Here is a 14,934-nt window from a genome sequence, read left to right on the forward strand (position 1 = left end):
GCGCCCGGCCCGCACATCGGCGGGCCGGGCGCGGCCGGACGGGCTACTGGGCCGAGGCTTCGCCCGCCGCCGCGGACTGCGCCACGTTGTCCCGGATGGCCCGGTTCACTGCGGACACGACCGCCTTGAGCGACGCCATCGTCGTGTTGGTATCGATACCAACACCCCAGAGCACTCGCTCCGCCACGGCGCATTCCACATAGGCCGCGGCGCGTGCATTGCCGCCTTCGGACAGCGCGTGCTCGCTGTAGTCCAGGACCCGGACATCCACGCCGTCCTGGCGGAAGATGTCCAGCAGTGCGGCGATCGGACCGTTGCCTTCCGCGGTCCTGCGCTGCTGCACGCCGTCCACGATCAGCGAGACGCTCAGCTGGAACGAGCCGTCTTCGGCGGAGTCCGTCTTGACCGAGCCCAGGGTGTAGCGTCCCCACGGACGCTCGGGAATCGGCAGGTACTCGTCGTTGAAGATTTCCCACAGCTGGGCGCCGCTGACTTCGCCGCCCACCGTGTCGGTGCGGCGCTGGATCACGCCGGAGAACTCGATCTGGGCGCGCCTCGGCAGGTCCAGGCTGTGCTCGTTCTTCAGCAGGTACGCCACCCCGCCCTTGCCGGACTGCGAGTTGACGCGGATGACGGCCTCGTAGCTGCGGCCCAGGTCCTTGGGATCCACCGGCAGGTAGGGAACGGCCCACGGAATTTCGTCGACGGTCTTCCCCGCGGCCGCGGCATCGCGCTCCATGGCCTCGAAGCCCTTCTTGATGGCGTCCTGGTGCGAGCCGGAGAACGCGGTGAACACCAGGTCGCCGCCGTAGGGAGAGCGTTCGGGCACCGGCAGCTGGTTGCAGTATTCGACCGTCCGGCGGACTTCGTCGATGTTGGAGAAGTCGATCATCGGGTCGATGCCCTGGCCGAACATGTTCAGCCCCAGGGTGACCAGGTCAACGTTGCCCGTCCGCTCGCCGTTGCCGAACAGGCAGCCCTCGATGCGGTCCGCGCCGGCCAGGTAGCCCAGCTCGGCCGCCGCCACGCCGGTGCCGCGGTCGTTGTGCGGGTGGAGCGAGAGGATGACGTTCTCCCGGTTGTCCAGGTGCCGCGACATCCACTCGATCGAGTCGGCGTAGACGTTGGGGGTGGCCATCTCGACCGTAGCCGGCAGGTTGAGGATGACGTTGCGGTCCGGGGAGATCTCGAAGACGTCGGTCACCGCGTTGCAGATGCGGGCGGCGAACTCCAGCTCGGTACCGGTGAAGGACTCGGGCGAGTACTCGTAGGTGACGTCGGTTCCCTTCAGCCCCTCCTCGTACTTGCGGCAGAGCCGTGCACCCTGCAGGGCGATGTCCACGATGCCGTCCATGTCCTGGTTGAATACCACCCGCCGCTGCAGCACGGACGTGGAGTTGTACAGGTGGACGATGGCCCGGTCCGCACCCTCGAGCGCGTCGTAGGTGCGTTCAATGAGATGCTCGCGCGACTGCGTCAGCACCTGGATGGTCACGTCGTCCGGGATGCGATCGCCCTCGATCAGCTGCCGCACGAAGTCGAAGTCCAGCTGCGATGCGGACGGGAAACCGACCTCGATCTCCTTGAAGCCCATCCTGACCAGCAGGTCGAACATCTTGTGCTTGCGCTCCGGGCTCATCGGGTCGATCAGGGCCTGGTTTCCGTCCCGCAGGTCCACGGCGCACCAGCGCGGCGCCTTCGTGATGACCTTGTCCGGCCAGGTGCGGTCGGGGAGGTGGACGTTGATCTGGTCCTGGAACGGAATGTACTTATGGATGGGCATTCCGGAGGGTTTCTGCGCGTTTCGCATGGTCTTGGCCTTTTCTGCTAATTCCTGTGGCGGCATCGGCCGGGCAACACGAACTCCGCGGCGAGGATTCGGCCGTCAAACAAGAGTTCTTTAGGCCTCGCCGCGGCAGCTAAGAAGAAGCATTCCAGCACGCACAATTTCACCCTAGCACGGTGCGTAGGATGAGGAAGAACATGTCAACCGCTGCTACTTCAGAAAGGTGCTGCCATGACCCGTTCCGGCATCGTCCTTGACCACGTTGATCCCTCCGTCCGCGCGCAGGACGACCTGTTCCGCCACGTCAACGGCAGGTGGCTGGCCGAAACCACTATCCGCCCCGACCGCCCGCTGGAGGGTTCGTTCACCGCGCTACGGGACGAGGCCGAGGCCGCGGTCCGGCAGATCATCGAGGCATCCGCAGCGGATCCGGACGCGCGCACCCCGGCCGGCAAGATCGGCGTCGTATATTCCAGCTTCATGGACGAAGCCGGGGCCGAGGCCCGCAAGTTCTCCCCCCTTGCGGACCATCTGGCGGAGATCGACGCGGTGGCGGACCGGGACGCGCTGCTGGACCTGCTGGCGAAGTTCACCCGCCAGGGTGCTGCCTACCCGCTGGCGTTCTACGTCAACAACGACGCCGGTGACCCCACCCGGTATCTCGTCTACCTTTACCAGGCGGGGCTGGGTCTGCCGGACGAGTCGTACTACCGCGAAGACGAGTTCAAGGACATCCGGGCGCGCTACGCCGAGTACGCTGCGGCCATCATGGAGCAGGCAGGATTCGATCCCGCCGAGGCTACGGCAGCGATCGGGCTGGAGCACAAGCTCGCGGCCGGGCATCTGGACAAGGTTTCCTGCCGGGACCCGCAGAAGACCTACAACCTTCGCGGCGTCGACGAGCTGGCCGGCAGCTTTCCCCGCATCCGGCAGTGGCTCGAAGGTCTGGGCAGCCAAGGGGCGGGCATTACGGAGGTGGTCGTGTCCCAGCCGGACTTTGTTGCCCTCCTGGCACGGCTGATCGAAGACGAGCCGCTCGCGGTTTGGAAGGCCTGGCTCCGGCTCCAGTTGCTGACCTCGGCAGCGCCGTACCTGCATGGCGAGGCGGTCCAGACGCACTTCGATTTCCACGGAAAGATCCTCAGCGGAACGCCCGAGATCAAGGAACGCTGGCGCCGCGGCGTCGCCCTCGTTGAAGGCGCCCTGGGTGAAGCCATCGGCCAGGAGTACGTCGCCCGGCACTTCCCGCCGTCCCACAAGGAGCGGATGGAGGAACTGGTAGCCAACCTGATCGGCGCCTACCGCGAAAGCATCGGTTCGCTCGAGTGGCTAAGCGCCGAGACCATCGGCCGTGCCCTGGAGAAGCTGCAGGCGTTCCGGACAAAGATCGGCTACCCGACCAAGTGGATCGACTACTCCTCGTATCTGCCGGGTGGTGATGTCTGGCAGAACGTCCTGGGCGCCAACGAATTCGAGGTCCGCCGGAACCTGGAGAAGCTGGGCGGGCCGATCGACACCGAAGAGTGGCACATGACCCCCCAGACGGTGAACGCCTACTACATGCCGACCATGAACGAAATCGTCTTTCCGGCCGCGATCCTGCAGCCGCCGTTCTTCGACGCCGAGGCAGACCCTGCCGCCAACTACGGCGCCATCGGGGCAGTCATTGGCCACGAAATCGGGCATGGCTTCGACGACATGGGCTCGCAGTACGACGGGACCGGCGCACTGCGCAACTGGTGGACCGACGAAGACCGCAAAGCCTTCGAGTCCCTGACGGCGCGGCTGGTCGACCAGTACGCGAAGCTCAGCCCCGAAGAGGCGGCCGGCAAGACGGTCAACGGCGAGCTCACGCTGGGCGAGAACATCGGCGACCTCGGGGGCCTGATCATCGCCTACAAGGCCTACCAGCTCAGCCTCGACGGACAGGAGCCGCCCGTGATAGACGGGCTCACGGGGATCCAGCGCTTCTTTTACTCCTGGGCCGAATGCTGGCGCCAGAAGATCAGGAGCGAAGAGTCCCAGCGGCGGCTGTCCATTGATCCGCATTCGCCCAACGAGTTCCGCTGCAACCAGGTGGTCAGGAACATGGACGAGTTCCATGCCGCCTTCGAGGTGCAGTCCGGCGACGGTCTGTGGCTCGATCCGGCCGAGCGCGTCCGGATCTGGTAGCTGCCGGCAGGAAGGCCGTGCCTCCCGATCGCCTTCGGGCTCGGGAGGCACGGCCTTCGTTTTTTTGCCGGGGAACCTGCTCCAGGTCAGAAACCGCCGGAACCCTGGCAGGTGACCTGGTCGGCCGTCTGGCCGCGGAGGTTGCCGCCGACTCCCCCGGTGGCCTTGAGCTTCTTGCCGGTGGTGAAGTCCGATCCGACCGCGATGCGGACGCCGTAGCTGCTTTCGGAGGAGAGGACGCTGGCCTTGGGAACGTTGAGTTCCTTGGCCAGTTGGTTGGCCACGGCTTCGAACCCGGAGGAGTAGAAGATCTGGGTCGCCGGATTGGTTTTCTCCGTCTCGGTACCCGACGCCAGCACGTACCCGAGCGCCTGGAGCTGCTCGGCGAGTTCAGCGCCGCGGTCCTTTGCGCCCGAGGAATTGACGACCTCCACCGGCTGCGTCGCGGGATCGAAGGGCAGCGCCTCCGGCTCGGGAGTGGCCGGGGTGGAGGCGTCATCGCCGGGCCCAGGTGACGGCGAAGCGGAGGGCTTCTCTTCGGCCGTGGCGGTGACATCGCCGTCGGCCCTGAGGATGCTGAACAGCTTCTCCCCCTCGACCTCATCCATCACCAGGCGGTTGGGGTTCGGTTCGTAAAGCGTCGTCGGCAGGGAGACGAAGGCGACCTTGCCCAGGTCCACGTTCTTCAGCCGGTCGGCCAGCGCCAGGAGCTTCGACACGTCGGTGAGCCCCTCGTCAACGGTCAGGTTGCGGGCAATGGCGTCGGCGATGTTGTAAAGGCGCGGCACGTTGGTCAGCGTCCCCTCGGAAGTGAGCTTGCGCGCCATGGACGCCAGGAAGCTTTGCTGGGCGCGGATCCGGCCGCGGTCGCCGCCGTCGCCGAAGGCGTGGCGGGTACGGAGGAACGCCAGCGCCTGCTCGCCCTGCACTTCGCTGATGCCGGCGGGCAGCGTCAGCTTGGAGTAGGTGTCGTTGATCGGCTCATTGACGCAGACCTGCACGCCGCCGATGACGGTCGACAGTTCCTTGACCGCGTTGAAGTCGGCCATCATGAAATGGTCGATCTCCATGCCGGTGAGCTGGTTGATCGCCGCGACGGTGCAGCCGGCACCGCCGTAGCTCAGCGCCATGTTGAGCTGGGCGGACTGCTGCTCGGGGTAGATCTCGCCGGTCTGCGGATCCTCGCAGGCGGGGATGTCGGTGAGGAGGTCCCGGGGCAGGCTCACGACGGTGACCCGCTGGCGGTCCGCGGAGAGGTTCATCAGCATCATGACGTCGGAATTGCCCTTGCCGTCCGACGACGGGTCACGGCCGTACGAACCGCCGGTCTTGGCCCGGGAATCCGTGCCCAGGATCAGGATCTGCACCGGATCTGTGCTCAGGTCGACCGGCAGGCCCTGGGCCTCCGTGCCGAGGTTCAGCGGCTCCGTCGTCAGGCTGGCGCGCAGGCCAACCACCTTGACGACGATCACCCCGAGCCCGGCAACCAGGGCGCAGGCGAGAACGGCAGAAACGATCTTCAGCCACGTGAACCGCTTCCCCGAGCGCATGTGCCGGGCACTTCCGTGCACAGCCGGATGCCTTTGAGCTGCCGGCCGCGGAGGAACACCGCCTTCGTGATGCAGCGGATCATCACTCGAACTGCCGCGACGACCCACGGATGCCTGCCTTTCGGGGGTAATACCAGCACGGACCAGATAAAAGGATAAACGTGAAGAGTGCTATTCATGCACACGGACACGTAACGACAAAAGTTCCCGGCGCCCTGGCCCGCTCAGAAACCGAGCCTGACCAGCTGTTTCGGATCCCGCTGCCAGTCCTTGGCAATTTTCACATGCAGATCGAGATACACACGGGTACCCAGCAGTGCTTCGATGCCGCGCCGGGCCTTGGTGCCAACGTCGCGCAGCCGCGCTCCGCCCTTGCCGATGATGATGGCCTTCTGGCTGGACCGCTCGACAAAGAGGTTGACCCGCACGTCGAGCAGCGGATTGTCTTCGCTGCGGCCCTCGCGGGGCACGATCTCTTCCACCACGACGGCCAGCGAATGCGGCAATTCATCGCGGACACCCTCCAATGCGGCCTCACGGATCAGCTCCGCGACCATGACAGCCTCCGGCTCGTCCGTCAGCTCACCGTCCGGATAGAGAGGAGGCGACAGCGGCATCTTGGAGACGAGCACGTCGGCGACCGTGTCCACCTGGAAGCCATCCTCCGCGGACACGGGAACGACGTCGGCAAATCCGTCAGCGCCGAAAACTTCCGTGCCCAGGGCGGCAACGGCCAGCAGCTGTTCCGCCAGCGCGCTGCGGTCCACCAGATCCGTCTTCGTGACCAGCGCTACGACCGGCTTGCGCGACAGCGCAGCCAACTGGTTCGCGATAAAGCGGTCCCCGGGGCCGATCTTCTCATTGGCCGGGAGGCAGAAGCCGATGGCGTCGACTTCCGACAGGGTGTCCGCCACCAGATCGTTCAGCCGCTGGCCCAGCAGGGTCCGGGGCCGGTGCAGCCCCGGTGTATCCACGAGCACCAGCTGGGCATCGGCGCGGTGCACAATGCCGCGGATCGTGTGCCGGGTGGTCTGCGGCTTCGCCGAGGTGATGGCCACCTTCTGGCCGACCAGGGCATTGGTCAGGGTCGATTTCCCGGCGTTGGGCCGCCCCACCAGGGAGACGAAACCGGCACGGTAGTCCTCGGGCCATCCGCTGGTGGCCATGGCCATGGCTTTGTCATCGTGTGCTGTCATTTTTCCGGCTCCGGTTCTGCTCTGGCAGGGGTGTGTCTTGGTTCATGGCCGCCGGCGGCGGCCTCGGTCGCGGCGGGTTCCCGCCATGCCAGCACGTGCGACACCCGGTTCCGCCGGCCTTCCAGCCGCTCGGCGTGGATGTGCAGCCCGTCGATCGTCACCTCGCTGCCGACGATCGGCACCCGGCCGAGGGACTTGGCCAGCAGGCCGCCGACGGTGTCCACTTCCTCGTCGTCGAGGTCCATCCCGAAGAGCTCGCCGACGTCGTCGATCGAGGTCCTCGCGCTGATCCGGTAGCGGCCCTGCCCGAGGGCCTCGATTTCCGGCCGTTCGGAGTCATACTCGTCCACGATCTCGCCGACGATCTCCTCGATGAGGTCCTCGAGCGTCACCAGGCCGGCGGTGCCGCCGTATTCGTCGATGACGATCGCCACATGGGTCGACTCGCGCTGCAGTTCCTTGAGCAGTTCGCCGACGGCCTTCGACTCGGGGACGTAGCGGACGTCGCGGCACGCTTCGTCCACGGAGGTCCGGGCCGCCGACTCCGGCCTGGTGTGGAGGCGGGCGGCCACGTCCTTCAGGTAGAGGATGCCCTTGATCTGGTCGGTGTTCTCGCCGATGACCGGGATCCGGGAGTAGCCCGAGCGCAGGAAGAGCGACATCGCCTGCTTCAGCGAAGCGCCGGAATCGATGGTGACGATGTCCGTGCGCGGGACCATCACGGCCCGCACCTTCGTGTCGCCAAGGTCGAACACGGACTGGATCAGTTCCGCCTCGGCGTCTTCGATCATGTCCGCCTCGCTGGCCCGGTCCACGAAGTCGCGGAATTCCTCCTCGGAGAAGAAGGCGGCGTCCGCCCGCGGCGCGTTAGGGGTGACGGCACTGCCCAGCCGGACCAGCCATCCCGGGATCGGGCCAAGGATCCCGCACAGCAGCCTGATCGCAGGGGCGGTCGCCAGGACTACGCCCGTGGCGTGCATCCGGCCGAACTGCCGGGGCGAAACGCCGACCAGGACAAAGCCGACCGCCGCCATGGCGGCGGTCGCCAGCAGCCCGGCCAGCCAAACATTGCGCATCAGGTCGTAGAAAAGGAGTGCTACGGCGACCGCGCCGGCGGTCTCGAACCAGATCCTCCAGAAGCGCAGTGCATGCATGTGCGCCACCGGCTCCTGCAGGATCGTGGCCAGCCGGCGGCCCCGCCCGCTGGAGAGCAGCTGCTCCGCTTCCTGCCGGGGCAGGTAGGTGAAGGCCGCTTCCGCGGCGGTGAGGACGGCGGCCAGCAGAATAAAGACCAGCGCGAGGCCGGTCAGCATCCAAATGATCAAAGGGTGGTCTCCGTGGGCGCTTCCTTGCCGAGGAAGTCGGCCAGCAGCCGCCGCTGCAGCCCGAACATTTCCTGTTCCTCTTCGGGCTCGGCGTGGTCGTAGCCGAGCAGATGCAGCATCCCGTGCGTCGTCAGCAAGAGCAGCTCCTCGCCGATGCTGTGCCCGGCCTTCCGGGCCTGCTCCTCGGCGACCTGCGGACAGAGCACGACGTCTCCGAGCACACCCGCCGGGGTCTTCTGGGAAGGCGTACCCGAGCGAAGCTCGTCCATCGGGAAGGAGAGGACGTCGGTGGGCCCGGGTTCGTCCATCCATTCAATGTGGAGGCGCTCCATGGCCTCCTTATCCACCAGGATGATGGAGAGCTCAGCCTCGGGGTGGACATACATGCTGTCGAGCACGAAGCGGCCCAGCCGCGCCAGCTCGGCCTCGTCCGCGGCCATGGCTGACTCGTTATTGACCTCGATGCTCAATGCTGTCCTTCCCTCGGGGGCCTGTTCCTGGCGGGTACGCGCTGCCGCCGGGTGTCGTCCCAGCGGCTGTAGGCATTCACGATGTCGCTGACCAGCCGGTGCCGCACCACGTCGGAGGCATCCAGGATGGAGAAGCTCACATCCTCGACACCCTGCAGGATCTCGCTGACCACCTTGAGGCCCGAGCTGGAACCGCCGGGCAGGTCGATCTGCGTCACGTCGCCGGTGACCACCATCTTGGAGCCGAACCCCAGGCGGGTCAGGAACATTTTCATCTGCTCAGGGGTCGTGTTCTGGGCCTCGTCGAGGATGATGAATGCGTCATTGAGCGTCCGGCCGCGCATGTAGGCCAGCGGCGCCACTTCAATGGTGCCCGCAGCCATCAGGCGCGGGATGGAGTCCGGGTCCATCATGTCGTGCAGGGCATCGTAGAGCGGGCGCAGGTACGGGTCGATCTTGTCGCTGAGCGTTCCCGGCAGGAAGCCGAGCCGCTCCCCCGCCTCGACAGCGGGACGCGTCAGGATGATCCGGTTGACCTCCTTGTGCTGCAGGGCCTGGACCGCCTTGGCCATGGCCAGGTAGGTCTTGCCCGTGCCGGCGGGGCCGATCCCGAAAACGATCGTGTGGTTGTCGATGGCCTCGACGTAGTCCTTCTGGTTCAGCGTCTTGGGCCGGATGGTCCGCCCGCGCGAGGACAGGATGTTCAGCGTCAGGACCTCGGAAGGCCTGGCGACCGACTGTTCGCTCAGCATGCGCAGCAGCTGCTCGACGACCTGGGGCGTCACGCGCGTGTCATTGGCGGCCAGGGTCCTGATCTCTGCCAGCAGCCGCCCGGTGCGCTCCACGGCCTGGGGCGGGCCCGTTATGGACAGCTCATTGCCGCGCACGTGCAGGTCCACGTCGGTGAACTCGGACTCGATCAGCCGCAGCACCTCGTCCTGGGCACCCAGTGCCCTGACCATATGCTCGGGCGATTCGAAGTGCACAGAGAGACTACCGGATCCTAGCGGATCAACATCCAATTGTGTTTCCGACATAGTGCGGCCTGACCCGGCCTTCCATCGCCCCTTCAGTAGTGTTCGGCTGCTGGCCTACTGCTCGGTTCCGCCCGCCCGAACGGGCGCGCGATTCATACATCAATGCTACGGCACGCAACCGCCGTCGACCCATGGTGCGCGCACCGGCCGTTCGGTATCGATCCTGTTTCGATCCTGCATCAGTCCGGTTGAGAGGACCCGAATCGTCCCCGGCACGGACCGGGTATGTGCCAAGCTAGTCTCTCGGACACCGGCACCGGCCGGTTTCCGCAGGTCCTCCTTGGACTTGGACGACGAACGCAGCCGCAAGATAAAGGAACGCAGCTATTTCCCCCGAACAGACCCGGCACCCGGCCCCGACGCGCAAGTTCCGCGCCTGGCTGGCCGTCCTGACGCTCGGCAGCGTCGTGCTGATCGGCTGTTCCCCGGCGGGTCCCGGCAGTGAGCCACGAACGTCGATGCCGCCCAGCACGGGGGGCCCCACCATCATGAGCAGCCCGCTGGTCACCAGTGCCCCCTTGGAGACACCGGAGAGCACGTCGCTTTCGCCCGTGTACTGGCTCGGCGAGAACGCGGACAGCGTCTTCCTCTACCGCGAGTTCCGTTCGGCGGAGGACCTCGGAGATCCCATCACGACGGCGGTCAACGCCGCTCTGTCGCTGCAGCCGCTCGATTCCGACTACTTCAATCCGTGGCGGCCGGCTTCCAAGGTCGGCACGTCGATCACCAAAGGCTCGGTCATCACGCTGGACATCTCCTCGGACGCCTTCAAGGCCAACGTCGACGAAGGCATCGCCGAGCGCGCCATCCAGCAGTTGGTCTACACAGCCACGGCCGCCGCCGCCAACGCCGGCCTTAGCACCCCGGGCAACCCCCTCGAAGTGGAAATCCTGGTGGACGGCCACCGCGGGTACATGGCCTTCGGCTATGTGAAACTCGGCGCCCTGATGACCCGAAATCCTGAACTGACGGCGCCGATCTGGGTCATCGACCCCCAGCAGGATGCAGCCTTGAACGACCGGCTGGAGGTCTACGGCCGCGCCGTCGCCATCGACGCGGAGCTGTCGTGGCAGGTCTCCCGGCTGAAGGATGCCGAGGACACCGGCAGCGGCAGCAAGGTCAAGTCCGGCACAGTCGGGATCAACGCCCCCGACGGCGCCTCCGGAGAGTTCCGGTTCGGTCTCGACCTCCCCGCGGGGACGTACCGGCTCAGCGTGTTCGATGCCGCCCAGGACGGGGCGGCCGCCACGGAGTTGAATCCGGACAGCAAGACCTTTAGCGTCAAGTAGCCGCTCATCCAGCAGTAGCGGGCAGGCCGGCGCGGCTACCAGCGCCGCAGCTGGACGCTCAGCAGCGTGACGGCCGCGGGTCCCGCGGTCGACGAGCGCAGCACATGCGGCCCCAGCCGGACGGCGACCGCGCCGGCGGCGAGCATCTGCTCGACCTCCTGCGGGCTCATGCCGCCTTCCGGCCCCACAATCATGAGGACACTGCCATCCCCGTCACTTGGCAGTCCGGCCTCTGCCACCGCGTCAGCCAGCGATCGCGCTGCGTCTTCATGGAGGATCAGCGCAACTCGGCTGGAGGCAATCAGCCGGCACAGGTCCTTCAGGCCCACGAGCGTGCCGACCTCCGGGATGACCGCGCGGCGCGACTGCTTCGCCGCCGCCCTGACCGTCGCCTCCCACTTCGCCTGTCCCTTGGCCGCCTTCGCATCCCGCCAGCGGACGATGCTGCGCTCCGACTGCCACGGCACCACGCGGTCGACGCCGAGCTCCGTGGCGGCTTCGATGGCCATCTCGTCCCGGTCGCCCTTCGCCAGCGCCTGGACCAGCGTCAGGCTGTAGGGAGGCGCGGGATCGACGGCTACCGACTCGGCCCGGACGGTCAGCTCCTGGGGCGCAACGGCAGTAACCGTGCCGGAGAGGCGCTTCCCGGTTCCGTCCACGATGTCCACCGCTTCACCGGCGGCCAGGCGCTTGACCGCGACGGCGTGCCGCGCCTCCGCGCCGGTGAGGACGAACAGCGCGCCGGGGGCAACGCCGTCGAACTCTGAAGGCTCAGCGAAAAAGACCGGGTTGGTCATGGGTCAGAGGTGGCCGAGCTTGTCGCGGAGCCGGGCGAAGACGCCGGTGCCACTGCCGGCGAGCTTCCCTTCGGTGTACTGCTCGCCGCGGGCCTGGGACAGCTGCCGCAGCAGGCTCTCCTGCTCTGAATCGAGCTTGGTCGGCGTCTCGACGTGGATGTGGACCTTGAGGTCGCCGCGGCCGTAGCCGCGCAAGTGCGTGACGCCCAGGCCGCGCAGGTTAATAATCTCGCCCGCCTGCGTGCCGGGCTTGATGTCCAGCTGCTGGGGGCCGTCGAAGGTGTCCAGCTCGAGCTCGGTGCCAAGGGCGGCCGCGGTCATGGGCACGGACATCGTGACGTGCAGGTCATCGCCTTCCCGCAGGAAGTTCTTGTCCTGGGCCACGCGGATCTCCACATACAGGTCGCCCTGCGGTCCGCCGCCGGGACCGGTCTCCCCCTGTCCCGCCAGCTGGATGCGGGTGCCGGTGGCCACACCGGCCGGGATCTTGATGGTCAGCGACCGGCGGCTGCGAATGCGGCCCTCGCCGTTGCACTCGTTGCACGGATCGGGAATGACCGTGCCGTAGCCCTGGCAGCTGCCGCAGGGGGCGGCGGTCATGACCTGGCCGAGGATGGAGCGGACGGCGCGATGGACCTGGCCGGACCCGCCGCAGATGTCGCAGGTGCGCGGGCTGGTGCCTGGGCGGCAGCAGCTGCCGTCGCAGGTCGGGCAGATGACGGCGGTATCCACCTCGATCTTCTTGTTGACGCCGAAAACGGCGTCCTTAAGGTCGATCTTTACGTTGATCAGGGCGTCCTGCCCGCGCTGGCGGCGCGAGGCCGGTCCCCCGCCGCCTCCGGGGCCGCCGAAGAAGGTCTCAAAGATGTCCTGGAAGGCGAAGCCTGCGCCGGAGTAGCCGCTGCCGAATCCACTGTCCGTACCGTTCTCGTTGCCGGTCGTGTCGTATACCCGGCGCTTCTGCGGGTCGGAGAGCACTTCGTAGGCGTGGCTGACACGCTTGAACTCTTCGGCCGCCTGGGGGCCATCGTTGACATCCGGATGCAGCTTCCGTGCCAGCTTGCGGTAGGCCTTCTTGATTTCCTCAGCCGTGGCATCCTGGCTGACACCGAGAACGTCGTAGTGGTTGCTCACCTGGTTAACTTCTTTCCTGGAATCGGTTGGCGGACAGTGGCTGTCCAACTGCTGCTTGCTGCCGGCACCTAGCCGGCGAGGATCCTCGAAAGGTAGCGTGCGACCGCACGTACTGCCGCCATCGTCGTCGGGTAGTCCATCCGGGTCGGACCGAGGATGCCGACCTTCGCGGAGGCATCCGGTCCATAGCCCGTGGCAATCACGGAGGTCTCGGCCAGCGAACCGTACGGGTTCTCGCTGCCGATCCGCACCGAGACGCCTCGCGCATCCTGCTGCATCTCCGACAGTAGCCGGAGCATGACCACCTGCTCTTCGAGGGCCTCGAGGATGGGCCCGATGGTCAGCGGGAAATCCATGGTGGAACGGGCGAGGTTGGCCGTGCCAGCCAGCAGGATCCGCTCCTCGTGGGTGGCTTCGGCGAGTTTCACCAGCGCCGCCCCGAGTTCCCGTGCCACGGCGGCCGATTCGGGCCGGACACTCTGCACCGTGCCGTCCACCAGACGGCGCAGGGCTTCCAGCGGGTGGCCGGACAAGTCGGACAGGAAAGCGGTCCGCAGGTCGGACAGCTGCTGGTCCGTCACCTCCGCGGGGAGGCCGATGACCTGCTGCTCAACCTTGCCGTTGTCCGCGATCACCACGACCAGGGCCCGCGCTGGCGCCAGCAGGACGAACTCGATATGCCGCAGCCTGGCGCGGCCCAGCTGCGGGTACTGGATGACCGCGACCTGGTGCGTGAGCTGCGAGAGCAGCCGCACCGTCCGCTCCATCACGTCATCGAGGTCGTCCGCGCCCTCTAGGAGGGTCTGGATCGCCCGGCGTTCGGCTTGCGAGAGCGGTTTGACGTCCGAGATGCGGTCCACGAACAGACGGTAGCCCTTGTCCGTCGGGATGCGCCCTGCACTGGTGTGCGGGGCCACGATGAGCCCCTCTTCCTCCAGCGCCGCCATATCGTTGCGGATCGTGGCCGATGAAACACCGAGGTGGTGCCTCTCCACGAGGGCCTTCGAACCGACAGGCTCGCGCGAATGAACGTAGTCTTCAACGATCGCGCGAAGCACTTCCAGCCGTCGGACTTCGCTCACGGTACACCTCCTGATTCTGCTTGGCCGGCACGCGCACAGCATTAGCACTCAACACGCCTAAGTGCTAAGTCTAATACGTTACGGCCGTTGTTAGCATTGTCGGGCGGCCCGAGGCCGTCCCGCGGTTCCGCTGGCGGCCCCGCCGCGGCGGAAGCCGCTCCCGTCTTCTCCACTCACTACGGCACGAACAAAGGAAGTCGCTATGAGCAGTTACGGTTGGGGCCCGCAGGATCTCTCCGCCCCCAAGGCCCGGCAGCTGCGCGAGGTCCCAGCCGAGCCCGGCCTTGTCCTGGAGGACGTCCAGTCCGGTTGGGTCGGCGCCGTCGTCCGCGTGGAAAAGTCGGGCGGCGTCCACCTTGTCTCGCTCGAGGACCGGCGCGGGAAGACCAAGTCCTTCCCCCTGGGTTTCGGCTTCCTGCTCGAGGGTGAGCCGGTGAAGGTCGTCGCCGCGACGCCGAAGGCGCGGCCCGCCGGTCCGCAGCGAACCGCTTCCGGTTCCGTCCGGGTGGAGGGATTGCGCGCCCAGGTCGCCAAGGCGAGCCGGATCTGGGTCGAAGGCAAGCACGATGCGGAACTGGTCGAGAAGGTCTGGGGGCACGATTTGCGGGTCGAAGGCATCGTCGTCGAACCCCTGCACGGCGTCGACGACCTGGCTGCCGCCGTCGAAAGCTTCGGCCCCGGGCCGGACCGGAAGCTTGGCATCCTCGTGGACCATCTGCTCCCCAACACCAAGGAGTGGCGAATCGCCGAAGCCGCGATGGCCGTTCCGGCCGCCCGTGGCAACGTGCTGATCGTCGGGCACCCCTACGTGGACGTGTGGCAGGCCATCAAGCCCTCGGTTATCGGGCTGGACAAGTGGCCAACCGTGCCGCGCGGCACCGATTGGAAGACCGGGATCCTGACCGGACTCGGGTGGCCGCACAGCACGCAGGCGGACATCGCGGACGGCTGGAAGCGGCTGCTGGGCAGCGTCCGAACCTATGCCGACCTCGAACCGTCATTGCTGGGGCGGGTGGAGGAAGTGATCGATTTCCTCACCGCCTGAGGGCCTTTGGGACCATGCAGCGACCAATCTGCCATTTGCAGCCACTGCGTG

12 protein-coding genes are annotated in these 14,934 nt (G+C 66.7%); 3 read left to right on the forward strand and 9 right to left on the reverse strand.

The window, feature by feature from the left end; genetic code table 11:
* Positions 1-43: 43 nt before the first annotated feature.
* On the reverse strand, positions 44-1,810 hold the full coding sequence (gene leuA, locus OC550_RS06910; RefSeq protein ID WP_262104575.1) for a 2-isopropylmalate synthase: 1,767 nt from the start codon (positions 1,808-1,810) through the stop codon (positions 44-46).
* A gap of 207 nt (positions 1,811-2,017) precedes the next feature.
* Here leuA and OC550_RS06915 point away from each other — a divergent pair, with 207 nt between their 5' ends.
* Positions 2,018-3,958, forward strand: a complete 1,941-nt coding sequence (locus tag OC550_RS06915; protein WP_262104577.1) for a M13 family metallopeptidase — start codon at positions 2,018-2,020, stop codon at positions 3,956-3,958.
* A gap of 86 nt (positions 3,959-4,044) precedes the next feature.
* Here OC550_RS06915 and OC550_RS06920 read toward each other — a convergent pair whose 3' ends face one another.
* From OC550_RS06920 to OC550_RS06940, 5 genes are all read right to left on the reverse strand, one after another.
* On the reverse strand, positions 4,045-5,508 hold the full coding sequence (locus tag OC550_RS06920; RefSeq protein ID WP_262104579.1) for an LCP family protein: 1,464 nt from the start codon (positions 5,506-5,508) through the stop codon (positions 4,045-4,047).
* Positions 5,509-5,732: 224 nt separating this feature from the next.
* Complete coding sequence (era, locus tag OC550_RS06925) at positions 5,733-6,680, reverse strand: GTPase Era (protein ID WP_262106277.1); 948 nt, start codon at positions 6,678-6,680, stop codon at positions 5,733-5,735.
* 20 nt (positions 6,681-6,700) lie between these two features.
* Entirely contained in the window at positions 6,701-8,029 is a 1,329-nt protein-coding gene (locus tag OC550_RS06930) for a hemolysin family protein (protein ID WP_262104581.1), read from the reverse strand.
* Positions 8,026-8,499, reverse strand: coding sequence for an rRNA maturation RNase YbeY (gene ybeY, locus OC550_RS06935; RefSeq protein ID WP_262104583.1), 474 nt, complete (start codon positions 8,497-8,499; stop codon positions 8,026-8,028). Before ybeY ends, OC550_RS06930 begins: the two co-directional genes overlap by 4 nt.
* Entirely contained in the window at positions 8,496-9,536 is a 1,041-nt protein-coding gene (locus OC550_RS06940; protein WP_262104585.1) for a PhoH family protein, read from the reverse strand. The genes ybeY and OC550_RS06940 overlap by 4 nt, the downstream gene beginning before the upstream one ends.
* A 488-nt stretch (positions 9,537-10,024) precedes the next feature.
* Between OC550_RS06940 and OC550_RS06945 the strand changes: the two genes are divergently transcribed.
* A complete protein-coding gene (locus tag OC550_RS06945) occupies positions 10,025-10,825 on the forward strand; it encodes a GerMN domain-containing protein (protein ID WP_262104587.1) in 801 nt (266 codons plus the stop codon).
* Between the two features lie 35 nt (positions 10,826-10,860).
* Here OC550_RS06945 and OC550_RS06950 read toward each other — a convergent pair whose 3' ends face one another.
* The 3 genes from OC550_RS06950 to hrcA form a co-directional block, all read right to left on the reverse strand.
* Positions 10,861-11,622, reverse strand: coding sequence for a 16S rRNA (uracil(1498)-N(3))-methyltransferase (locus OC550_RS06950; protein ID WP_262104589.1), 762 nt, complete (start codon positions 11,620-11,622; stop codon positions 10,861-10,863).
* Positions 11,623-11,625: 3 nt separating this feature from the next.
* Complete coding sequence (dnaJ, locus tag OC550_RS06955; protein ID WP_262104591.1) at positions 11,626-12,756, reverse strand: molecular chaperone DnaJ; 1,131 nt, start codon at positions 12,754-12,756, stop codon at positions 11,626-11,628.
* A 68-nt stretch (positions 12,757-12,824) separates the two neighbouring features.
* A complete protein-coding gene (gene hrcA / locus OC550_RS06960; protein ID WP_262104593.1) occupies positions 12,825-13,838 on the reverse strand; it encodes a heat-inducible transcriptional repressor HrcA in 1,014 nt (337 codons plus the stop codon).
* Positions 13,839-14,040: 202 nt separating this feature from the next.
* On the opposite strand from hrcA, the gene OC550_RS06965 reads away from it, so the two are divergent.
* Complete coding sequence (locus OC550_RS06965; RefSeq protein WP_262104595.1) at positions 14,041-14,883, forward strand: DUF3097 domain-containing protein; 843 nt, start codon at positions 14,041-14,043, stop codon at positions 14,881-14,883.
* Positions 14,884-14,934 lie beyond the last annotated feature (51 nt).

This window comes from Arthrobacter sp. Marseille-P9274, assembly GCF_946892675.1.
Taxonomy (GTDB): domain Bacteria; phylum Actinomycetota; class Actinomycetes; order Actinomycetales; family Micrococcaceae; genus Crystallibacter.